Below are 22,756 nucleotides of genomic sequence, written 5' to 3' on the forward strand. Positions count from 1 at the left end.
ACGACAAAGGAGGCAGCATGAATCGAACCTCGGATCGCGCGATGCGAAACACGATGGCGCTGCTCGCCATGGCGGGCATCGTGAGCGCATGCGGCGGCAACGACGACGCGCCCGATCCCGCGACGCAAACGCTCGACAATCACGTGACCATCGCGTCGGGCAAGCTGAGCGGGAATGCCGCCGATGCATCGGGCGTCGTGAACTTCAGGGGCATTCCTTACGCGGCCGCGCCCGTGGGCAATCTGCGCTGGAAGGAGCCGCAGCCCGCGCCTGCGTGGACCGATACGCGCGACGCCACGAAGTTCGGCGCGAAATGCTGGGCCGCAGCGCCCTTCGGCGGCGCGATTTCGACCGATGGCGTTAGCGAGGATTGTCTGTTCCTGAACGTCTGGAGCAGCGCGAAGACGCGCGGCGCGAAGCTTCCCGTCATGGTCTATATCCACGGCGGAGGCTTCCAGTTCGGCACGGGTTCCAGCGATTCGCTCGACGGCACCTCGCTCGCGAAGAAGGGCGTGGTCGTCGTCACGATCAACTATCGACTGGGCGTGCTCGGACATCTGTCCCGTCCCGATCTCGACACCGAATTGGGCGGCCATAAGTCGGGCATGTACGGCATCGAGGATCAGATCGCGGCGTTGACATGGGTGAAGACGAACATCGCGGCGTTCGGTGGCGACCCCCGCAACGTGACGGTATTCGGCGAATCGGCGGGCGCGCATGCGATCGGTCTGCTGATGGCGTCGCCACTGGCGTCGGGTCTGTTCCATAAGGCGATCGGCGAGAGCGGTGCGTTCTGGGAAAGCGAGCACGGCGAGATGAAGCCCTATGCCGATGCGCAAGCGATGGGCATCGCGCTCGGGAATCGGCTCGGCGCGACCACGCTCGGTCAGTTGCGCGCGATACCCGCGCAACAGTTGCAGAGCGCGACGAACTGGACCTTCGCGACCGATCCCGGCGTGACAAACTTCTCGCCGCTCGTCGACGGTTATGTGCTGCCTGAAAATCCCTACGTGCGCTTCATGAACGGGCGGCAGAACGACGTGCCGATTCTCGTCGGCTGGAACAGCGACGAAGCTGCTGCATTCGCCAGCCGCGCGTTGCCGCATCAGACGGTACAGGCGTTCACCGATGCCGCCGCCCGCGAGTTCGGCGCGGCGAACCTTCCCGCCTTCCTGCAAGCGTATCCGGCGGGGTCGCCCGACGAGGCGGCGAAGTCCGCGCTGGCGCTGATCGGCGATCAAGTGATCAAGTATCAGACGTGGGGCTGGGCCACGCAGCAATTGCGGACAGGGCGTTCGCCCGTGTATGTATACCACTTCGAGCACACCTCGGCGTACAACCCCGTCGCGACTCACGCGACGGACGTGCCCTATGTCTTCGGCAACCTGCCGCCCGCGAACGGCGTGATTCCGGGCAGTCAGGATCTCGCCGTATCGGACGCCATGCAGTCCTACTGGACGAACTTCGCCCGCACCGGCGATCCAAACGCCTCGGGTCTGCCTCGGTGGCCGCGCTATGCGGGCGCGGGAAGCCAGACGATGCGCCTCGGCGCGGTCATGCAGGCGGGGCCCGAGGAGGGGACAGCGCGTTATCAGTTTCTCGACAGGTTCAGGGTCGATGGGGTGATCGCAGTAAGTGCGCCTTGAGCCTATTTGAGAGCGGCATCGGGCCAACAGCACGGCCCGGTTCTGCTCCCCCAAACGTCCGGGGTGCTCTTGCTTGCGACCTCAACGGTTATAAGCGAGGAGCGTAGGCTGCTGCTACGTGAAATTTGCTGGAAACTCATCTTAACCGGCGTTATCGCGTCTTCATGATAGGGGGGGGACGGTCGCGTTCTCGACCATAGCGGACCGTCGCTTCGGCCCAGCCGTGTTCTTCCCCATGAATCAATTGAAGTCAGCTCGGCTTCCACCAGCTTCCAAGAACGGATTGCCGTGCTTCTCACTCATCCGAACTATCGGCCGGTTTTTAGCTGTTCCAGTCTGGCACGATCTTGACGCCAGCATCGACAAGACCATTGAGCTGATCAACGAGGCCGCCGGCAACGGCGTGAGCCTAATCACCTTTCCGGAGACCTAGTTACCGGGCTATCCATAGCATATCTGGATGGGCGCGCACGTGTGGCAAATAAGCCCGGGCTTCGTACAGCGGTACGTCGAAACTCACTGATTACGACCGTCCAGAGGCTTAGCAGCTCAACATAGCGGTCCGGCAGGCCCGGGGGCCGCGCCTTTCTACATACGAGGGCTTTGTCAACTTGACGATGACGGCAGCTAGACGGCGGGGATGAAAAGCCGAGCGATGACACATGCTCCGCCCACGAAACCGAGGTAAGTTGATGCTGCGTCTGCCAAGCATCACTAACGCCTCTCACGCTTCTTCCAAATTCGGAAAGCTGTCGGGTCCACTGTCGCAAAACGGAGACGCCGCACGGGCGGCCGACGTGCTGGATCGTACGCGAGTCCACCGTCGAACACCGCGGGGCTACGGCCGGCAGTATGCATCGGGAAATTCACGCTTGCGCGACCCTACGTTGCCTGACGCTCCAGCCAGTCCCGTTGGCGCTTTCGCCGACGCAGGCGCCAGTCTCGACCCACTGAACATTCTGCCCACGCCCCCGTAGCTCACCGAGCGACCGGACTGCAATCTAGGGCCCTGGATATCAGCGACGCGCGCAAGAACCTCCTGCGTCAGTGCGATGTTCTCCTGTGTCAGCGTCTGTATGTTTGAAGATAATCTGACACACCGCCATCGCTTCGCTTACAAAATGCCGATATAACTGCGAGCGCCAACATGGCAACCTGTATCCAGACGGCCTCAGCTGGTTTGATCCAGTAAAAGCAACCGGCGGGACTTCGCCACGGATTCGCTAATGTTGCGCAGAGGGCAACCACGGTTAAGCCAAACGATTGTTGAAAGTACATTCACTGAAGCCTCGAAAGGGTACAAAGCAATTGCGCATAGTTTTCTGCAAACTTGAACCGCTGCTCGGGCTCACGCGTTTTCCATTTAAGCGCACGCCCTGCTCGCTTTCAAGGGAAGGCCGGTAAGGCGCTGGCGACTGCCGCGAGCGACTGACCGTTGAACTTCTTCAAGGGACGTCCGGCCTCCCGAGCGTCGAACGGCCGCAAGGGGTCGGGCTGCGTCAGCCCGCTCTTCAAATTCATCGCCGGAAAGCGGCCAGTGGATTTCCGCTTCCCGGAAGCGGCCAGTCGGCAGTGCGTACTCACGACCCGAAGTGGACCGCAGATATGCTGAGACGGATGACCGCAAAGCTCTCAATACCGGTCCCTCCAAGCCGATCAAAAGAAACGATGGCTTGCATCGACGCCTCGATGTTGCGATATGCGTGCTGAAACAACATCTTCGAGCGCATCACACGCCGCACGGATGCTGTCGGGCCGAAGATTCGTTACGCTCAAAAGTAGGCCGTTCCTCGCGAGCTCTGTCCGCAGGTACCACGCAGACAGCGCTGACGGTGCAAGATTTTGCTTGCGCGCGGAATGAACGATTTCCAGGTCATCGACGCCATCAGGCAACTTGACAATCAACCCCAATCCCGATTCCACGACCTCCGTGAATCGCTTTCTGAGCAGTTCAACAGCGAGATGGCGGCGCTCAGCGTAGACCTTCTTCATGTGTCGGAGGTGGCGCATGAAGTGTCCATCTGCGAGAAACTCCGTTAGTGCCAGCTGTGTCGTCCTATTCGGAGCAGGTGCCATTACTGAAACTGTTTCGACAACGCGTTCGGCCAGTGCGCGCGGCGCGACGACGAAGCCGAGGCCCAGCGCGGGGCTGATTGTCTTACTGAATGCGCCGATGTGGATCACGCGTTGCGCGCCATCACCCGCAGCCAGGGCGGGCGCCGCCCGTCCGACCAACTGTAGTTCGCCCAGGTAGTCATCTTCGATGATCCAGGCATCCTTTGCTTCAGCCCATTCGAGCAGGGTACGTCTTCTCATCGGCGAGAGGGCGACGCCCAGCGGCGCATGTTGGCCGGGCGTGACCAGCGCTAACGCGGCATGCGAAGCACGAGCGATGCCTTCCTCGACACGTAATCCCTCGACATCTACGGAGATGGGGGCAACCGTGAGCCCCGCCAGCTCCAGAGCTTTCCTTCCGATCGGATAGCCCGGTTCTTCGATCCACGCGGTGCGACCGTGAGCTCTGAGCGCGATCAGTGTAAGCATCAGTCCGTGACGGTATCCACTGGTCACAATAACTTGATCGGGATGGCATTGAATCTGTCGGCTGATGGCCAGGTGACTGGCAATCTGTGCGCGCAAGTCGCGCTCGCCGCGAGGGTCGGCGTAGGTCGTGTATCCGGTGGCGTCCGCACGGACAGCCCGCGCTCGCATTCGAGCCCAGACCTTGGCGGGGAATGCATCGTGAGCCGGTACGCCCATCTGGAACGGTAGTGGCGCGCTCGAATACGGTCGTGTAAAGGCATCCAGTGGCCCATCGAGCGGAATCTCGGTCGCGGTTGGCGCTGGAGGAAGTTGCGCGCAGACGCGTGTGCCGGCAGAGCCTGCGCCGACCACTAGCTTCTCGGAAGCCAGCCGCTCGTAGGCCACCAGAATCGTTCCGCGCGCGACGCCGAGCTGCGCAGCGAGATCCCTTCCAGAGGGTAACCGTCTTCCGGGTTGAAGACGGCCGTCGACAATCGCTTGCCTGAGGCTCGCGTAGATCTGCTCGCCAACGGGCGCCGCCGCAGTACGGTCTATCTCGATCGCAAGCGTGGGCATAGTCTTTGGCTCAGTCATTTCGCCAATTCTTGGGCCTGTTGTCCGTAATCTCGGGCTAGTAACGTCGCGTTATGTCATGAGTCACGCGCGAAGGGGAAGTAACCAACCCGCGACCGTGACGCAAGAGACGTTATTTTATGGCCAAACGGCAAAGGACGAAGATGACACGCTTGAACTGGAGCGAGATCGCACCGGACGGCGCAAAAGCGCTTTTCGGTGTCCATCACTATGTGACCAAAAGCACCAACCTGCCCGAGGAACTCATTCATCTCGTGTTCCTCCGTGTTTCACAGATTAACGGATGTGCCCATTGCATCGATATGCACAGTCGCGATCTTAGAAAGACCATGTCCATCGACAAGGTGACGCTGGTGCCCGTGTGGGACGAAGTCCCGCACCTGTTCTCCGCTCAGGAGCGCGCCGCCTTGGCTTGGGCTGAAGAGGTGACTCTCGTCAGCGAAACGCATGCTTCAGATGAAGCCTATGCGGCGGCCTCGGCGGCGTTCTCGCCGAAGGAACTTGTCGACCTCACGATAACGATTGCCGCGATGAACGCCTTCAACCGTCTCGGCGCCCCATTCCGACTCCCGGTCGCCGCCAGGACGTGAGTTCACAGAGGCATCGGACGCCGACGCTATCCAACTAAATCCGCGCTGTGTCGTCAAGCCAATGGATACGGTTAATTGCCGCAGCGGCTACTGAAAATACATCAGCCAGTTGCGACCTCATGTAGAAGGGGCGGGGCAGATACCGGAGGTCATGTGCACCCGCCGTTTCCAGGCTAAGGCTCGGTCCATAGCGTCCGAGTCAATCGAATCTGACCGGCGGTCATCCGCCAGGAAATGGTCACTCTCCTTGCGTCTTGTGCGGCCGCTTCTGGGCCGCGTGGAGGCAATGCCACCTGCGATCTGCTAATCGAAGACCGGCCATTGAGCGAGGGCGGACGAGGCCTCGGTCAGCCAAACTGGACGACGACCTCGACCGGCCGCTCATGGCCGCCATGAGGCAATACCGCTGTCAATTTGCTCGCCGGAAACCGGCCATTGCGAAGGGACGGACGAGACCTCGGGCATGCAAAGTGGATAGACGCCTCGACCGGCTGCTGGCCGAGCTCGGAAGTCCGGCAGCCGGGGCGGCGGGGGGGAGACAAGCCGATTGCCTTCGGTGTGGAGTGGCGCGTACCGGGCAGTCGCTTCATCACATCTGCGCCTGCAGTTGACACTTATATTTCGCTCCGTCGATTTCGTATGCGGCAAGGCTTTCTAGGCTATGACCCGCCGCACGACCGCAGATTGACAAATTTATTGTCGCAACGGTGACAGCATTAATACGGTCTACGAATGTGTAGGCGCGTGCGCCGATCGTTCCTGCGGAACGCTGTGTACCGCGATCAGCATGGATGCAGACCTGCCAGAGGTCTCGGCCAAAGCGGCGCTCCATCTCGTCGTACAACCGCGCTTCAGTTCACGCGAAGCTCGTCATGCACTGCCCAGCCGGGCTGGAGGGCCGCACCGTCTGGCCGGAAGAGATGCACATGCCGTAGCGAAAATCCCGCTCTCAGCAGTTGCCCTTCCTCAGCGGCCGATTCGCCGGAACCCTTCACCTGGATCACCCGATCGTCCGCAAGACGCACGTGCAGCAGCGTTTCGCTGCCCAGATGCTCGATTACCATGACTTCGCCCGTTAGCGCGCTATCGACCTGCTCATTCGCCGCTTCGACGAAATGCTCGGGACGAATGCCGAGCACGAGCGTTTGCCCGCGCTCGGCGGCATCGCCACTGCACGGCACGTCGAGCGACGCGCCGCCAGGCAGTTCGATCGTTACGCGATGCGCGTCCTGGCTGCGCACCTGCACATCGAGGAAGTTCATCTTCGGCGAGCCGATGAAACCCGCGACGAAGCGATTGCGCGGCTTGCGATAAAGCTCCAGCGGCGAACCGATTTGCTCGACCTGACCGTGATTGAGCACGACGATGCGATCAGCCATCGTCATGGCTTCGGTCTGGTCGTGAGTGACGTAGATCATCGTGGCGTTGAGTTGCTTGTGCAGCTTGATCAGTTCCAGACGCATCTGCACGCGCAGCGCAGCATCGAGATTCGACAGCGGCTCGTCGAACAGAAACACCTTCGGCTCACGCACGATAGAGCGCCCAATTGCTACGCGCTGTCGTTGGCCACCCGACAGCGCGCGCGGGCGCCGCTCGAGTAATTGACCGATCTGCAGGATCTCTGCGGCGCGATGCACGCGCTCCTTGATCTGCGCTTCGGGCAGTTTGATCATGCGCAATCCGAACGCAATGTTCTCGTACACCGACATATGCGGATATAGCGCGTAAGACTGGAACACCATGGCAACGCCGCGCTGCGATGGCTCCAGCTCCGTCACGTCCTCGCCTTGTATGACGACGTGACCCGAATCGATACGTTCGAGTCCTGCAATGCTGCGCAACAACGTGGATTTGCCGCAGCCCGATGGTCCGACAAACACAAGAAATTCGTGTTCTTTCACGTCGATGTCGACGCCCTTCAGCACCTCGGTGCCCGCAAAAGCCTTGCGGATCTGCTGCAGATGTACGGCGCTCATGCATGTCTCCTGCCCATGTGCTGCTCCGTGACGGGTGCGCAACATCGAACAACAAGCCGTTTTGCCGTGCTGTCGCAACGCACCATGAAGAACTTCACGATTTTCTTCTTGACAACAGGTGTGCGCCAAAATATACATTTGTAAAACGCAAATTACAAGTGATGCGGAGAGAGGGCAGGCGTCACCTCCGGCATGCTCGAGCCGGAGGGCGCATTACCGGAGATGTGCGCTGCCGCACCTTCCCATAGCTCAAGAACAATCAAGGAGACAAACGATGAAGAAGCAATTTTTGCAGCCTGCCGTCATAAGTTTTTCGATCGCCGCGGCGTCGCTGCTCTGTGCCGCCAACGCGAGCGCCTGGACATTGAAAGAAGCCGCGCAGCCGTATTCGGGCACCACCATCAAGGCCATTTTTCTTGATCGCCCTGGCTACAAGGCCGCCCAGAAACTGATTCCTCAGTTCGAGAAAGAGACCGGCATCAACGTGAAGTGGGAAGTGATTCCATACGAAAATACTCGCGAGAAGGAAGTGCTCAACTTCGTCGGCGGCGGAGATCAGGACGTGGTGCTGGTCGACGTCGTATGGATCGGCGAATTTGCAAGCAACAAGTGGCTCGTGCCGATCAAGACGTTCACGGACAACCCGAAGCTCGCCGATCCGAAGTTGAATCTGCCCGGTTTCTTCCCGATCCTGCTCGACTCGTTCGGCACATGGGACAAGGTCGGTTACGGCCTGCCGTTCGATAACTACTCCGGACTCATGTTTTACAACAAGTGCATGCTGAAGGATGCGGGCTTCAACGAGCCGCCCAAGACCTGGGACGAACTGCTCAATACGTATGCGCCCAAACTCACGCAACCAGGCAAAAACCAGTTTGCTTTTGCATTGCAGTCGCGGCGCGGCGAAACGCAGTCGGCGGATAGTTTCATGCGTGTGCTGTGGCCCAATGGCGGCTCGCTGCTGGACGCCAGATTCAAGTCGAACCTGATGTCGCCGCAATCGCAGGCAGGCCTTGAATACCGGCAGAAACTGATGAAGTACATGCCGCCCGGCATCGTCGACTTCGATCACGCCGAAGCAGTCAACGCGCTTGCACAAGGACAGGTTGCGATGATCACCGAATGGTCAGCGTTCTATCCGACGCTCACCGACCCGAGCAAATCGAAGATCGGCAGTTGCCTCGCGATCACGACGGAGCCGAAAGGACCGGCGGGATTGAAGCCGGCGTTGGGTGGTTTCTCGCTCGCCGTGAATGCCAAGTCGAATGCGAAGAAGCAGGCCGCCGCGTGGCTCTTCATTCAATGGATCACGTCTGAAGAGATGGCGAAGCCTTACCTCGAAGCGGGCGGTGTGCCTGCTCGCACGGCCGTGTATCAGGACAAGGCGGTGCAGGACAAGTATCCGTTCGTGAAGCTGATGGTCGAGTCGTGGCAGGGCGGGGTGCCGGACTACCGTCCGCGTTTCCCCGAGTGGCCGGCTGTTTCCGAAGTGATCGGCGAATGGGGCACGAAGATCATGCTGGGACAGGTGTCGGTGAAAGAGGGCGCGCAAACCATCGGCTCAAAGACGGAGGAGATCCTCAACAAAGCGGGCTATTACAGCGGCAAGAAACCTTTGCTGAAGTAACAGGCTTGCTCTGACAGGAGAACCGATGTTGAACGGCACTGCACAACCGGACAACGGCGTAACACGAGGACGGCCCCGCTCGCGGGTCCGTCTTCCCGGCTCGCCCGCCTTCTGGTTTCTTATCCCCGCAATCTTCGCGCTCGCGGCCATCGGCATTTATCCGTTGCTGCTGGCGCTGTACAACTCGTTTCATCAGTACAAGCTTGCGGATCTGGCGTCGGGTACGCCGTTCATCTGGTTCGACAACTACGCCGCGACGCTGAGCGATCCTTCGTTTTGGGGCGCGCTGGGACGCACGGCGCTGTTTCTGTGCGTCACGCTACCCATCGAAGTCGCGCTCGGACTGTTCGCCGCGCTGATGCTCCATCGCACGACATTGCCATGGATGCGCGCACTCGCGCGCGTCAGCCTGGTGATTCCCATGGCGACGACGTATGCGGTGGTGGGACTGATCGGCCGCCTCATTTTCAACCGGCAGTTCGGTGTCGCGAACTACATCACGAGCTTGTTCGGGGTGCCGCCACAGGACTGGCTGGCCGATCCGACCTTTGCGTTCGTGTCGGTGATGATCATGGACATCTGGCAGTGGACGCCTTTTTGCGCGCTCATCCTGCTTGCCGGCCTGACGATGGTGCCGAAGGAAGCCGAGGAAGCCGCGCGCCTCGAAACGCCGAGGTGGAGCAAGATTCTGTGGCATCTGCAAAGGCCGTATCTGCTGCCCGGCCTCACCGCGATCCTGATTCTCCGCTCCGCCGACATGCTGAAGATGTTCGATGCCGTCTTCACCATGACTCGCGGTGGTCCCGGCACCGCGACCGAGTTCATCAGCGTGTATATCCAGCGCGTGGGTTTCCGTCTGTTTGATCAGGGCATGGCTTCCGCACAGGCGATTCTGTTGCTGATTCTCACCATCGTGCTGTCGCGCCTTTATATCCGCTTCGTCTATCGGGAGGCTGCGTGAACGCACCTTCGACCCAACGTGCGCACGGCAACGCCGCGCCTGCCGGCAGCAATGGACTGACAGCACGCGCTCGCCGCGCACGCGCCGCGCGGCGCAACGCGACCGCATGGCACTTCCTTGGCCTGCTGATCGTTTTCCTGTCGTCCGTTTTTCCGTTCTACTGGATGGTGACGACGAGCCTGAAGAGCCAGGCGGATGCGCTGGCCTATCCGCCCGTGTGGCTCTTCAAACCCACCTTTGCGCACTACACCGAGGCGCTCTTCACGCATGAAGTGGGCGGCAGTCTCGTCAATTCGCTGATCATTGCCAGCAGCACGACCGTGCTGTCGATCCTGCTCGGTACACCCGCCGCCTATGCGCTCGCGCGCTACGAATTTCGCGGCAAGGAAGACCTGTGGTTCTGGTTCATCTCCAACCGCATGGTGAGCCCGGTTGTTCTTGCAGTGCCGTTCTTCCTGATCGCGACGAAACTCGATATCGTCGACACGCATATCGTGCTGATCCTGCTTTACATCACGTTCTCGCTGCCGATTGTCGTGTGGATCTGCACCGATCAGTTTCGCAACATTCCCGTCGAGCTGGACGAAGCGGCGCGGCTGGACGGCGCGTCGCCGTGGCGCATCTTCTGGCGTATCAACCTGCCGCTCGCGATGCCGGGCATTGTCGTATCGGCCATCTTCGCCTTCATCTTTTCATGGAACGACCTGCTCTACGCGCTGGTGCTGACACGCACGGACGCGATCACGTCGCCCGTCGCGGCCACGAGCTACATGAGCGGTTATGAATTGCCATGGGGCGAAATCATGGCGACAGGTACGCTGATCGTGCTCCCGATGGTGGTGTTCGCATTGCTCGTTTCCGGGCGGCTCGTGCAAGGCCTGACGATGGGCGCGGTGAAGTGACGCTCTGGTATAACGGCGCGTTGCATCTCACCGATAACCAGAGCGCACATGAACAAGACTGCTTCATCCGCCATGCCGTCCGAAGCCGACACCGCGATCGATTCCGAAGAGGAGTTGCAGGCGCGCGTCGCGTGGCATTACTACATCGGCAATCTGACCCAGCAGGAGATTGCGCATCGTATCGGCAGCAACCGCGTGCGGGTCAACCGGCTGCTGGCGGCGAGCCGCGAATCCGGCCTCGTGCAGATCACGATCAACAGCCGGATCGCGCCGTGCATCGCGCTCGAAGAGCAACTGGTCGAACGCTTTGAGCTCGAATCGGCGGTCGTCGTGCCGAGCGGCGCCAATCCCGAGGCGAACATGACGGCGCTCGGCATTGGCGCAGCAGGCTGCATCGCGAAGCGCATCGAGCGGGGCGGCACAATCGGCATCGGCTGGGGCCGCACGATCCGCGCCGTGCTGCGCGCGATGCCGCAACGCTCGTACGGCACGCTCAACGCCGTGTCGCTGCAAGGCGGGCTGTCGCATTGCCCGAGCATCAATACGTTCGACATCGTGTCCGACTTCGCGAACCTTTGTCACGCTGACGGCTATCTGTTCGCCGCGCCCATCTATGTGGGCAGCCAGGAAGCACGCGACATGATCCTGCGGGAAGACACCGTGCGCGCCACTTACAAACTCGCGCGCAACGCCGACGTCGCGTTGCTGACCTGCGGGGACCTGACGGAATCGCTGGTCGTCACCTATGGCATTTCAAAGGCCGACGACCTCCGCACGCTGCGCAAAGCGGGCGCTGTCGGCGACATGCTGGGCCATTTCATGGACGCGAATGGCGACCCGATCGACCACCCGCTGAATCGCCGCACGGTTGCGATCTCGCTCGACGATCTGCGCAAGATCGACGATGTCGTTCTTGTCTCGGGCGGCGCGAAGAAGTTCGAAGTGACGCGCGCGGCCTTGCGCGGTCGCTACGCGTCGGTCCTCGTGACGGACGAAGAGACGGCGCGTCGCCTGTGCGAAGAACCTTGAGGATTTGCCATGCACACGCCCGACCGCAATCGCGAACTGGCAGGCAAAACCGCGCTCGTCACAGGTGCGGGCAAAGGTATCGGGCGCGCCACCGTGCAACTGCTCGTGCAGCGGGGAGCGAGGGTCATCGCGTTGAGCCGCACTCGGGCCGATCTGCAGCCCCTCGCTGACGAGACCGGCTGCGAGACGGTGTGTGTGGATCTCGCGGATGCCGCAGCTACGCGCGAGGCGGCCGACGCCGCGCAGCCGGTCGATCTGCTCGTCAATTGCGCGGGCATCGTGGAGTTGCAGCCGTTTCTGGACACGAGCACCGAAGCGTTCGACGCGATCATGGCCGTCAACGTGAAAGCTGCGATGGTCGTCGCCCAGTCATGCGCGCGCAGCATGATCGCGCGCGGCGTGCGTGGGTCCATCGTCAATGTATCGAGCTTGTCGGCGACGGTGGGCTTGCCTCTGCATGCGGCCTACTGTGCGTCGAAAGCGGCGCTCGACGCGCTCACGCGCGTGATGGCCGTCGAACTGGGACCGCATGGCATACGCGTGAACTCGGTTAATCCGGTCGTGACGCTGACGCCGATGGCCGAGAAGGCATGGAGCGACCCGGCAAAATCCGCGCGCATGCTCGCGCGGATTCCGCTCAACCGCTTTGTGCAGCCGCTCGAAGTGGCGCGCACGATCGCTTATCTGCTCAGCGACGACGCCGCGATGGTCAGCGGCGTGAGCCTGGCCGTCGACGGCGGCTTTCAGGCAGGTTGAACGGGGGGCGGCGCGCGGTGTTGATCAAATCGGACTCGAAGCTCAACCTCTCTTGAGAAAGGAACGAAGATGGACGCACTGGTACTCGAAGGCACTCAACGCATCAGCCTGCGGCCTTTCAGTTTGCCGCAGACGGTCGGCCCGCGCGACGTGCGCATCCGCATCCATACGGTCGGCATTTGCGGCAGCGACATTCATTATTATCAGCATGGACGTATCGGACCGTTCGTCGTCAATGAACCGATGGTGCTCGGGCATGAAGCAGCAGGCACCGTGGTGCAGGTCGGCGACGAGGTGCAGCATCTGAAACCCGGCGATCGCGTCTGCATGGAGCCCGGTGTGCCCGACATGGAGTCGCGCGCATCGCGCGAGGGCTATTACAACCTCGATCCGAAAGTGCGCTTCTGGGCCACGCCGCCGGTGCATGGATGCCTGGCACCTTTCGTGGTTCATCCGGCTGCGTTCACCTACAAGCTGCCGGACAACGTGAGCTTTGCCGAAGGCGCGATTGTCGAGCCGCTCTCGATCGGACTTCAGGCGGCCAGGAAGGCGGCCATCAAGCCGGGCGATGTCGCCGTCGTGATGGGTGCGGGCACGATCGGCATGATGTGCGTGCTCGCGGCGCTCGCGGGCGGATGCAGCCGCGTCATTGTTTGCGACATGGTGCCGGAGAAGTTGGAGCTGATCGGCGCCACGCCGGGCGTGACGGCCGTGAACATCCTCGAAACGGCGGTGCGGGAGGTGGTCAAGCAGGTGACGGAAGACTGGGGTGCCAGCATCGTGTTCGAAGCGAGCGGCAGCGAGAAGGCGTTCGACGGCATCGCCGATCTGCTGTGCCCCGGCGGCTGTCTCGTGCTCGTCGGCATGCCGCAGCATCCGGTGCCGCTCGATGTTGTCGCATTGCAGATCAAGGAGGCGCGCGTCGAGTCCGTGTTCCGTTACGCAAATATTTTTCCAGGCGCGATCCAGCTGATCGCGTCGGGACGCATCGACGTCAAGCCGTTCATCTCGCGTTCGTTTGCATTCGCAGACGGCATCAAGGCGTTCGAGGAAGCGGCGAGCGGAAAACCGACCGACGTGAAGGTGCAGATCGTGATGGAGCAGGAGTAGGAACAGGCGGAAGGGGCAGGGCAAGGGCGGGGCTTAGCGCCGCGTGCCCGTTGCGTCGCGCCCCGACGCGGACGCGTCAGACGTCCCCGATTCTGAACGGCAGTTCGAAGTTCCCACCGCTGTTGATACGACTGACGTACTCGGTGTAGCGCGAGCGCGCCGTATCCTGCGCGGCGACAAACCTGCCAGGGAGCGGAGCTTGTAACTCGTTCGGAAGAACGTCAGTCATCAATCGCTGAAACAACGCTTGTGCCGCGCTTGACTGGTTCTGGTTGTCCAGTTCAAGCCGGCCTCGCTCAGTCGCGTAATCGTAATACTCGAGATCGCTCGGGCCGGTAATGGTCGTTGTGGAGGGTGCCCAGTTCGAATAGGTGCCGAGCTTGCCCTTGTCCGTTCGCACGCCAATGATGTGCGAGGCCGACGAATTGAAGTTGTAGACCTCCGGCACGGTCTCATCGGATGCGAAGACCACATAGGGGCGGCCAGGTGCACCCGCGCTCTTCAGCATGGCAAGCATGTCGTGCCGGTTTCCATAGATCTGTGCGTAGTCTCCGGTCATCCAGGTTCGCGTACCGCCGTTGGCGATGGTAGCCAGCATCGGAAGGATGTCGACGGACGACGTCAGACCGCTGCGGACAACATCGAGGTCCCCATTGTACTGCCCGGTCGGATCGACCACGATGAGCGGCACATTGAACGCCTCTTCGTAGCACGTACCGGTTTTACCCGAGATCAAACCGTGCGCGCCGGCGTAGTCGCCGTGGTCCGACGTTAGGACGATGACAGTTTTTTTGGCGACCGCAGGCGGCAGCGCGTCGATGACCGCGCCGATCTTTGCATCGACTATAGACAAGATCTGCGTATACGAATCGAGGCCACGCTTCCAGTAATGAAATGGCGCTTTGGCGACCCCCTTGGTCTCCGCGGGAGGCGGGAAGTGAGGATTGACCGGGTAAGCCGAGATTTTAAAGTCCGTCCCGCGTGTGTCCTGCACGCCACCCCAGACCGCTTCCTGGAGAGTGCGGTTGAAGGTTTGCATCGGAGGCTTATTGGCGGCGAGCTGTGGGCCCGCTTCCCAGTTTGGCGCCGTTGCTGCAAACCCGTATTGCGGTGGATCGCGTAGCGGATTGGAGTCCCAGTCGTACATGGGCGGCGCTGCGGTGTAATCGATCCACTGAGAATAGCCGTTTGGGTTGTACCTGTTCGACGCGAAAAGCTCAGTGAAGCGCTTGAACTCGGTACCCGCTGGAAAGAACTCCTTGTCGTGCGGGTTTATGAAGCCGACGGTCAGGCACCAGGGCGGGTCGGACGGCCTGCGTCGCTGAAGCCACTGGGCCGCCTGATCCGCGATATTCGCGTCGCTCAGGTAGCCTTGCCCCGGTTCGCCGATCGTGCCCTGGAGGTTGCTGCCAGTGGGATCCGGATAGGTCATCCCTTCGAAACCGTACAGCGCCAGAGGTGTTTGACCCTTGTGGACGATGGACAAATGCCACTTGCCAATATACGGGGTGATATAGCCGAGCGACTGCAGAACCTTGCCGTAGGTAGGAAAGTGTCGATTTAGCACCGGTTGTATCGACAGCTTGGTATCGGGCGAATCGAGAATGGTTGTGAGCAGCCAGTTCTGGTGGGTATAGAGTCCAGTGATCAGCGCGGCGCGCGCAGGGCTGCATGCCGAAGCCGCCGTGTAATGGCCGGCGAACTTGACGCCTTTCTTCCAAAGATCGAATGTACGAGGCATGTATTCCTTCAGGAACTCGCGTGCGTCCGGAACGCCTCTCGGAAACACACGCGGAAAGCGCATTTCGTCCAGAAGGATGAATAGGATGTTGAGCTTACTGTTTCGAGCGTCGCCTGCGCTCTCGGCGCCGACGCTCGTCGTTGCGATGGCCGCGCCAACGGCGGAGGTCCTTTTGATAAAATTTCGCCTATCCATGGGTAGATATCCTAAGTAAATGATGTTGGCATCCCGATGCGAGGCCGGGTGTTGTCCGCCGACAATGATGCGACCACGTCGGCCGGTACCGGCTCTTGACGGCCGGTACGATCAAATCGTCGAGCCACGCGAAGGATAGGCGAAACCGCGTCGGCGCAAGTGAAGAATTGATTTCATGGCATGTCGGCTGACAGCCATGGCCGTGTGCGGCCGTCAAAACACTACGGAACCGTCCCGAGACTCGCACGGGCAGGGGCGGGCATGGTTCGAAGTATTGGACTCTATGGAAAGAAAGGTGCGTGCAATTGAGACTTCCGAAGTTTTTATAGTTGAAAATCCGCCAAACCCCTAAGAAGCTGTTGCGAAATTAGTTAAACATTGGCTTGAGACGTGTCCAGCAAATTAAGGCACAAGCCAGAGAGAGGAAGGCTTCATGAATATGGGCATAACGTTCGTAGCGAATTTTCAGGCGTCGAAACGAGTGAAGCCATGCAATCGAACGCTCGACTGGCCAGCGCGTTTTGCCGAGACCACTTCCATGGGGCGAGCCAATTTTTGCGAGCACCGGCGTGATGCCGCGTTCTCTCAAACGTTGCCGATGTGGTTCGGAACTGTAGCCCCGGTCGCCCTGAACGATTTGTGGTTTATGCAAGGGGTGCCCCCGCTTGCCTCTGATGTGCGGAATTGCCTCAACCAGCGCATCGAGTTGGGTAATGTCGTGGCGGTTCGCTGCACTCAGGATGACCGCGAGCGGGATGCCTTGCGCGTCGACGATGAGGTGGTGTTTGCTGCCGAGCTTGCGCCGGTCCGTGGGATTCGGGCCGGTTTTTTTCCCGCCAGCACAGCGCGAATCGATGAACTGTCCACGAGCGCGCGCGACAAATCGATTTCGCCACGACGACGCAGTTCGGCCAGCAGCGTTTCGTGGATGCGTTGCCAGACGCCTGCTTCCTGCCATGCGACGAGCCGTCGCCAACAGGCAGTGCCTGAGCCGCACCCCATCTCCTGCGGCAGGAGATTCCACGCAATGCCTGAGCGCAGTACGAACACGATGCCCGTCAGTACAGCGCGGTCGGGTGTTGGCTTGCGCCCGGCATATTGCCGATTGCGAGGTGCTCGCGCAGGCAGAAGTGGTTCGATGAGTGACCACAGTTCGTCGTCTATGAGTTCTTTAGACATCGCTTCCTGTCAGGCAAAACAAGACAGAAAGTTAACACCAAGCCAGAAAAGTTAACAGCCCCAGAACTTAATTTCGCAACAGCTTCTAAGTCGTTTTGCGTCGAATTATCTGCCTGGTTCGCCAGTTGGCGGCGCTAGGGGCGAGCACGCCGCAGCCCGGCCATTTGCCACGCTAAGCAGTCCAGCGGCGACTGAGTTTACGGCGATGCGCCAGCAAAAGCTCCAATCGCCTGCCGTGCGGCACGTTTAATGCTCAGAGCGATTGCGTCAATCACCTTTCGAGAGGTCGTGCAGTGCCCTTCATTCGGTCTGACCGACTTGCATCGGTTCCTCTTCGGCAATGCGTCCTGGCAATTCCTGCTTGAGGTGATGTTGCGAACCGGCGTCACGTACGTATTGCTCATCGTCACGATGCGGCTGCTCGGCCGGCGCGTTGTCAGTCAATACACGTTGTTGAAATCTCCGTTACCGTCACGCTCGCCGCCGCCATTGGGGTGCCGTTGCAAGCGTCGAACCGGGGACTGCTTCCGCCGCTGGTGATCGCGCTCGTCGCAATCGGGTTGCAGCGCTGCATTGCGAGAGCAGGTTCGACGCACCGGCGTCTGGAAACGCTCGTTTCAACGGATGTGACGCTGCTTGCAAGCGAGGGCCGCCTCCAGCTCGACGAACTGCTGCGCGCGGGCATGCCGCGGGAGAAAGTGTTCGAAGCCATGCGTATCGAAGGCTGCCAACACCTCAAGACGCTGCGCAGGCTGCCAGCAATGAAGGCATTGAACTGCAGGTGATCATACTACAGGAAGCAAAGAAGGGCTTTGTACTACTGGCACGGCGGTGGGTAGTCGAGCGCAGCTTTGGCTGGCTCAACCGCTTTCGCCGCCTTGCGCGGGACCATGAGCGATTACCTGAAACTCTTGCCGGTCTTCATTTCGAGGTCTTCGCCATGCTTATGCTCGTGCATGCAGTGCCGGTACTTCAAAGTTCATAACACGGTCTCGTCGACGGCCGTTGTCGGCTGCCAACCCCGCGGCAGCAATGTTTCGATGTCGCTGGCCTTGGGGTCGGCATTCGCGTGAGGACGTCCTCAGATCGGCGTGGTTCGCGCCTATTGAGTGGTCTGAGCGCAGCACGCTCATTACGGAGGCAGCGCGTTGGCCTGCCCGCCACGAGCCAGCGAACAACCAGTTGGGCGTGCCGATAATTCGCCAATGTCGCCGCGAACCCGGATACCGCCTCATGTAATCGGACTTTCGGCAAAGCTCAAGCGAAAAGTCCCGCGCTTCGATATGCGCGGACCGTATCGTCGAAGGCGGACACGTCGCCGCGTCCGCGAGCGACCAGCTGAGCGCCTTCAATAGACGCAAAAATTGCAAGTGCCTGGCGCTTAATAGCCTGGGCATCCCTCGCGTCTTCCCTGAAAGAAAGAATCTTACAAAGCCAGTCAACGTTCACCTCTGTGAAGCGATCGACTTCTACCCGAACTTCGTCGGGAAGGTCATGGTGCTCCGCCGCCATGATGCCGCAAAGACACATCCGATTGTCTTGCACGAGTGCTGAGCGGAACACGCTCGTATAGCGCTCCAACGTCTCGTGCTCGTTCTTAAACGTTTCGAGCAGGTCGTGCAGTAACTTCACCGCTTCTTCCGTGTATTGGCGGGCTAAAGCGGCGCCAAGGTTGCCCTTGGTGGGAAAGTGGTGATGCACGCCAGCGCTTTTTATGCCGACCTCTTTGGCGATCTCCCGGAAGCTAAGCGCGTTGTACCCGCGTGCCTGAACCATACGTCGAGCCGTCAAGAGGATGCGCTGTTTGGTATCCGTTGTCATGCAGCGACTATATCACGCTACCTATCGATAAGTAAGGATTGACAGCGCCGAGAGTGGTCGATACAGTGCGGAAGCTTACCTATCGATAGGTAATGTAACCCGTCCCTTCAAAGGCTCGTCATGAAAATCTTCGACATTCCCGGTTTCCCTAACCCGATGCGCATCCGGATTGCGCTGGCGGAGAAAAATCTCTCGTCACAGGTCGAGTTCATTAAAGTCGATCTCCCTGCTGCAGAACACAAGCAGGATGCCTTCCTCAGCATCAACCCTACCGGCACTGTGCCTGTTCTCGAGCTGGATGATGGAACGTACATTTCGGAGTGCACCGCTATCACCGAATATCTCGACAATCTCGACGGCAAGCCGGTGCTGACGGGCAAATCGCCCAAAGAAAAGGCGTTGGTTCATATGATGCAGAAGCGCGCCGAGTCAGAGCTCGTCGACGCGGTTGGGATCTACTTTCACCACGCGACACCCGGTCTTGGACCGGCGCTTCAGGCGTACAAGAGCCCCGAGTGGACAGGTCGCAAAGAATGGGGTGAACGCTCACGCGACAGGGCCGTTGCCGGTATGCGCTACTTTGACGAGGTACTCGCGAAGCAACCGTACGTCGCGGGCGAATTCTTCTCAATGGCGGATATAACGGTTTGGGCGGGACTTCTTTTCGCTGGTTTTGCGAACATTTCAGTTCCAGACGAATGCACCGCGCTACTCAATTGGCGGCGGACTGTTGACGAGCGTTCCTCCGTCAAGAGTCCGGCGTAGGCGCGATTAATCCCGAAGCGATTGAAGCTTTAGGAGACGGACAGAAACGTGATGCATTTACTGAAGTAAGGATAACTAACGTGCGAAAGACAACGCCTACCTCAATGATCAAGGCCGGAACGCTTGCGCTTGCTACTGTTGCCGCTTTCGCGACTGCGACTTTATATGCCGCGGAGGTCGGACAAGACCAGCGCGCAATATACACACATCAAACAGCGCCGACGAGGTTCATCGATGCGAATGGTACGAAGCTCGCGTATCGCCGCTTCGGGAAGCGCGGCGGTGTGCCCCTGGTCTTTTTCCAGCATTTCGTAGGCAACATGGACAATTGGGACCCGGCGGTCATTGACGGTTTTGCCAGGAACCGGGAGGTGATCCTGTTTGACAACGCTGGCGTCGCCAGTTCCCAAGGGGAAGTGCCCAAGACCGTCGAGGGGATGGCAGCGCATGCCATCGATTTTCTAAACGCGCTCGAGATCAAAAAGGCAGACCTCCTTGGATTTTCTCTCGGTAGTCTTGTTGCACAGGAGGTTACCGTTGAGCGCCCAGAACTTGTTCGACATCTGGTATTGGTCGGAAGTGGACCACGGGGCGGCGCTGGAATGGCAACGTTGACGCCAGAGTTCCAGGAAATGATCAAAAAGGACAGTGGAAGCAGCGATCAGCTACTGCTCGACGTGTTCTTCACACAATCCGCCGCGAGTCGCGCTGCTGGACAAGAATTCCTCGGTCGCCTTCACGCCCGCTCGAGAGAACGTGACCCGGACGTGAACGATAAGGTCGCACCGGCCCAGGTAGCGGCGTTCGCGGCATGGGGCGCGCCTCACGCTGACGCGAATGCGTACCTGAAGAACATCAGGCAGCCTGCGCTCGTCGTTGGCGGCAGTCACGACATCGTCCACTATCCGGTGAATTCGTTTACCTTGGAGGAGAACCTGCCGAACGCTCAGTTGATTCTGTACCCTGACTCGAGCCACGGGGCACAGTATCAATATCCCGCGCGCTTTGTGGCGGACGTGACGGCCTTTCTCAATCGCGAAGAGTAACGCCTTCGTGGAACAGCGGATGGGAACTGCTGTGCACCGTCTTATAGCTGTTAGCAACGGTCACGTCTCGCAGCGCTGAAGACGATTCGTCTCCTCTCAGCGCGCGGACATCTCGGACGCAGGCGGTGGTGCATGCCGTGTCTAACGCGACTCTGAAAGCCAGTTGCCATGCAACAAGGCGGCTAGTCGGGCTTAACTTCAACTGTCGATCAAGTGTAGGAGGAAACTAGATGCGCAACGCGGGTACTATGGTCAGCTTTCACCGTCCGGATGGTCAAGCCGTTGAGGGCTATCTTGCTAAACCAGCGGAGCTCGAAGGCGCGCCGGCGATCGTTGTAATCCAGGAATGGTGGGGGCTAAACGCGCAGATCCGGGGTGTGGCGGACCGTTTGTCTCACGCAGGCTATATCGCGCTGGTTCCCGACCTGTACCGAGGAAAGTCCACGGTCGAGGAAGAAGAAGCCCACCACTATATGGATAGTCTGGACTTCGCTGGGGCGATCTCTCAAGACGTCCGTGGCGCGCTTCAATACCTGAATACGTACACGGAAATTATCGGGGTAACCGGGTTCTGCATGGGTGGCGCCTTGGCGCTCCTCGCCCTCAGTGCTATCCCTGAATTTTCAGCTGGCGTTGTTTGGTATGGATTCCCGCCTCTGGACGATTTCGATGCGTCACGCATCAAAGCGCCGATTCAGGCGCACTGGGCCACTCAGGATGCGTTCTTTCCTGCTGCAAGCGTGGACGTGCTTGAGACGAAGTTTGCCAGCAGTAGGGGATCCGTGGAGTTCCATCGCTATCTGGCACATCATGCCTTTGCCAATGAAACTGCAGTGGGCGATGGGCGCATACCGGGTACGCAATACGATCCGGTGTGGGCGCAGCTGGCGTGGGACCGCACACTGACCTTTTTTGGCCGCACGCTGTGGAACTGAGCTGGTCGCGGTGAGACGTTCGTGAAGAGAAATTCGATTTTCTTCTTCACGAGGCGACGTTGCTTTGTGTGCGTGTGCTGTTCCGGAATGGCCGCGTCGGTGCCGCGGCCACCGACGCCTTCCGATGTCTACGATATAACGCAGGCTGCGGGAGTGCCACGACCGCAAAGCCACGACGCATCCCGTCGTCTCTTACTTCGAATCGGGTTCGGCGAACCTGCTCCCCCGGCTATCGCTGCCGTCAGTGCCCCAGTTACCGGTAATGATCGTCAGCCAGCCGGTCCGCCGGCACGAATGGTTCCAGCTTGACCTGAGCCGCATCGAAGAAACTGAGTGGCGCCGGTTTAACGAGGCCACCCAATTTTCGTCTGTCTTCTCAAGGTCCGCATGCCTTCTGCCTGGTCGCATCACCACCTCGCCAACGTGATAGCGCCTTGAGCACCCGTTGGCCATTCGGTTTAGCGAGCGTTCTTCCAATAAGCGGAAGCGACATCCTCACCCTTCTTCAGGAACTGGTCAATCGCTGATTTCTGCACGCTTCCATTTGCGTCCTGAGTGTAGGAATGCATCAGTCTATCGAACGACCCGTTCCCCGCGTGGATGCTGTCATTGACGCCATCCACGTATTCCGAAACGGTGAGCTGACCATCGTCTGATGAGTCAAACATTTTGAACAGCTTGTCGGCAGCGGCTGTCGCAAGACCAGCGCGTTTCATCTGCGTTTCAAACTCGTCTTTCGAAAGTTGTCCATCACCGCTTGAGTCGCCTTGCACGAACATCTGGGGGGCCCAAGCGACAGCGAGAGGTGTCGCAGCCAACGACTCCGACTTTTTCGCCCCATCGCTAAGAGTGACGACAACTGATTGACGTGTGCTCTTGGTAGCAAGTTCATCGGCGCTGGGCGACCTGAGGGGAGCATGTGCGCTTCGCTTAGTCTCCGCGTTCGTTTGCAAGAGGATGGCTAGTGAACTTCCGACGGAACCGATTGACATACCTACACTCCTTCTAAGCGTTGATCTGAAACGACCGGGACGTTTATTGGCCGCGCGCATTGCGCCATTGCTTCAAGGGCACGTCGTAGAGGCTGAAAAGCCGCCTACTGAGCGCGGAACTCACCTACCATTTGGATTACGTTCAAACTCCAAATAACTTTAGCGGTTTCGCTCTTCCGTCCGGTGTTTTTTCCGGCCAACCTTTAACTTCAAGGCTTGGAAGGAACGAGATGGACGCGTCTCGAAGAGTGCGGATTTCGGTGATGGTGATCAGTCGTTTCGGCGAACGTGATCGGTCTGGATGGTGGTGTTGCGCGGTCAATGGATTATAGCGACGGTGATCACGATCAGGCGTCAGCGGTTTCGGT

The 22,756-nt window shown here is 59.7% G+C and carries 21 protein-coding genes and 1 pseudogene; 14 read left to right on the top strand and 8 right to left on the bottom strand.

Going from position 1 to position 22,756, the window contains the following annotated elements:
* The first annotated feature begins 17 nt into the window (after nt 1–17).
* Nucleotides 18–1,646: a carboxylesterase/lipase family protein gene (locus tag ACTJLB_RS28070; RefSeq protein WP_408422281.1), complete on the top strand. Its 1,629-nt coding sequence runs from the start codon at nt 18–20 to the stop codon at nt 1,644–1,646.
* A gap of 235 nt (nt 1,647–1,881) precedes the next feature.
* A complete protein-coding gene (locus ACTJLB_RS28075; protein ID WP_408422278.1) occupies nt 1,882–2,079 on the top strand; it encodes a hypothetical protein in 198 nt (65 codons plus the stop codon).
* Between the two features lie 1,223 nt (nt 2,080–3,302).
* Here the strand turns inward: ACTJLB_RS28075 and pdxR are convergent.
* Complete coding sequence (pdxR, locus tag ACTJLB_RS28080) at nt 3,303–4,745, bottom strand: MocR-like pyridoxine biosynthesis transcription factor PdxR (RefSeq protein WP_408422275.1); 1,443 nt, start codon at nt 4,743–4,745, stop codon at nt 3,303–3,305.
* 161 nt (nt 4,746–4,906) lie between these two features.
* Between pdxR and ACTJLB_RS28085 the strand changes: the two genes are divergently transcribed.
* Nucleotides 4,907–5,353, top strand: coding sequence for a carboxymuconolactone decarboxylase family protein (locus tag ACTJLB_RS28085; protein WP_062885775.1), 447 nt, complete (start codon nt 4,907–4,909; stop codon nt 5,351–5,353).
* A 589-nt stretch (nt 5,354–5,942) separates the two neighbouring features.
* Here the strand turns inward: ACTJLB_RS28085 and ACTJLB_RS28090 are convergent.
* Both ACTJLB_RS28090 and ACTJLB_RS28095 read right to left on the bottom strand, forming a co-directional pair.
* Nucleotides 5,943–6,185, bottom strand: coding sequence for an eCIS core domain-containing protein (locus tag ACTJLB_RS28090; RefSeq protein WP_408422761.1), 243 nt, complete (start codon nt 6,183–6,185; stop codon nt 5,943–5,945).
* Nucleotides 6,186–6,204: 19 nt separating this feature from the next.
* Entirely contained in the window at nt 6,205–7,329 is a 1,125-nt protein-coding gene (locus ACTJLB_RS28095; RefSeq protein ID WP_408422272.1) for an ABC transporter ATP-binding protein, read from the bottom strand.
* Between the two features lie 274 nt (nt 7,330–7,603).
* On the opposite strand from ACTJLB_RS28095, the gene ACTJLB_RS28100 reads away from it, so the two are divergent.
* The 6 genes from ACTJLB_RS28100 (at nt 7,604) to ACTJLB_RS28125 (ending at nt 13,714) form a co-directional block, all read left to right on the top strand.
* On the top strand, nt 7,604–8,956 hold the full coding sequence (locus ACTJLB_RS28100) for an ABC transporter substrate-binding protein (RefSeq protein WP_440785215.1): 1,353 nt from the start codon (nt 7,604–7,606) through the stop codon (nt 8,954–8,956).
* Between the two features lie 25 nt (nt 8,957–8,981).
* On the top strand, nt 8,982–9,917 hold the full coding sequence (locus ACTJLB_RS28105) for a carbohydrate ABC transporter permease (protein ID WP_408422267.1): 936 nt from the start codon (nt 8,982–8,984) through the stop codon (nt 9,915–9,917).
* Nucleotides 9,914–10,819: a carbohydrate ABC transporter permease gene (locus tag ACTJLB_RS28110; protein WP_408422264.1), complete on the top strand. Its 906-nt coding sequence runs from the start codon at nt 9,914–9,916 to the stop codon at nt 10,817–10,819. Before ACTJLB_RS28105 ends, ACTJLB_RS28110 begins: the two co-directional genes overlap by 4 nt.
* Nucleotides 10,820–10,867: 48 nt before the next feature.
* Nucleotides 10,868–11,848: a sugar-binding transcriptional regulator gene (locus tag ACTJLB_RS28115; RefSeq protein ID WP_408422261.1), complete on the top strand. Its 981-nt coding sequence runs from the start codon at nt 10,868–10,870 to the stop codon at nt 11,846–11,848.
* 9 nt (nt 11,849–11,857) lie between these two features.
* Entirely contained in the window at nt 11,858–12,604 is a 747-nt protein-coding gene (locus ACTJLB_RS28120; protein ID WP_408422258.1) for an SDR family oxidoreductase, read from the top strand.
* 69 nt (nt 12,605–12,673) lie between these two features.
* On the top strand, nt 12,674–13,714 hold the full coding sequence (locus ACTJLB_RS28125) for an NAD(P)-dependent alcohol dehydrogenase (protein WP_408422256.1): 1,041 nt from the start codon (nt 12,674–12,676) through the stop codon (nt 13,712–13,714).
* 76 nt (nt 13,715–13,790) lie between these two features.
* On the opposite strand, the gene ACTJLB_RS28130 is transcribed toward ACTJLB_RS28125, so the two are convergent.
* Nucleotides 13,791–15,650, bottom strand: coding sequence for a sulfatase-like hydrolase/transferase (locus ACTJLB_RS28130; protein WP_408422254.1), 1,860 nt, complete (start codon nt 15,648–15,650; stop codon nt 13,791–13,793).
* A 367-nt stretch (nt 15,651–16,017) separates the two neighbouring features.
* Nucleotides 16,018–16,829 (bottom strand): IS5 family transposase gene (locus tag ACTJLB_RS28135; RefSeq protein ID WP_095417314.1). Its coding sequence is split into 2 segments (ribosomal slippage): nt 16,018–16,490 and nt 16,490–16,829, totalling 813 coding nucleotides; the frame shifts between segments, so codons are not numbered across the junction.
* A 500-nt stretch (nt 16,830–17,329) separates the two neighbouring features.
* Between ACTJLB_RS28135 and ACTJLB_RS28140 the strand changes: the two genes are divergently transcribed.
* Together ACTJLB_RS28140 and ACTJLB_RS28145 are read left to right on the top strand one after the other, a co-directional pair.
* Nucleotides 17,330–17,614: a hypothetical protein gene (locus ACTJLB_RS28140; RefSeq protein ID WP_408422251.1), complete on the top strand. Its 285-nt coding sequence runs from the start codon at nt 17,330–17,332 to the stop codon at nt 17,612–17,614.
* A 23-nt stretch (nt 17,615–17,637) separates the two neighbouring features.
* A pseudogene (locus tag ACTJLB_RS28145) lies at nt 17,638–17,814 on the top strand (transposase); the annotation flags it as partial.
* Between the two features lie 272 nt (nt 17,815–18,086).
* On the opposite strand, the gene ACTJLB_RS28150 reads toward ACTJLB_RS28145, so the two are convergent.
* Nucleotides 18,087–18,650, bottom strand: coding sequence for a TetR/AcrR family transcriptional regulator (locus tag ACTJLB_RS28150; protein WP_408422248.1), 564 nt, complete (start codon nt 18,648–18,650; stop codon nt 18,087–18,089).
* A 120-nt stretch (nt 18,651–18,770) separates the two neighbouring features.
* Between ACTJLB_RS28150 and ACTJLB_RS28155 the strand changes: the two genes are divergently transcribed.
* From ACTJLB_RS28155 to ACTJLB_RS28165, 3 genes are all read left to right on the top strand, one after another.
* Nucleotides 18,771–19,415 carry a glutathione S-transferase gene (locus ACTJLB_RS28155; protein ID WP_408422246.1) on the top strand — a complete coding sequence of 215 codons (645 nt, stop codon included), beginning with the start codon at nt 18,771–18,773 and terminating at the stop codon, nt 19,413–19,415.
* Nucleotides 19,416–19,519: 104 nt separating this feature from the next.
* A complete protein-coding gene (locus tag ACTJLB_RS28160) occupies nt 19,520–20,461 on the top strand; it encodes an alpha/beta fold hydrolase (RefSeq protein ID WP_440785216.1) in 942 nt (313 codons plus the stop codon).
* 230 nt (nt 20,462–20,691) lie between these two features.
* Complete coding sequence (locus tag ACTJLB_RS28165) at nt 20,692–21,396, top strand: dienelactone hydrolase family protein (protein WP_408422240.1); 705 nt, start codon at nt 20,692–20,694, stop codon at nt 21,394–21,396.
* Nucleotides 21,397–21,854: 458 nt separating this feature from the next.
* Here the strand turns inward: ACTJLB_RS28165 and ACTJLB_RS28170 are convergent, their stop codons facing one another.
* Entirely contained in the window at nt 21,855–22,388 is a 534-nt protein-coding gene (locus ACTJLB_RS28170) for an EF-hand domain-containing protein (RefSeq protein ID WP_440785217.1), read from the bottom strand.
* Nucleotides 22,389–22,530: 142 nt separating this feature from the next.
* Nucleotides 22,531–22,756, bottom strand: a 226-nt coding sequence (locus ACTJLB_RS28175; RefSeq protein WP_440785218.1) for a hypothetical protein, incomplete at its 5' end; no start/stop codon positions are given.

Source organism: Paraburkholderia sp. 22098 (assembly GCF_052045935.1).
Classification (GTDB): Bacteria; Pseudomonadota; Gammaproteobacteria; order Burkholderiales; family Burkholderiaceae; genus Paraburkholderia; species Paraburkholderia caledonica.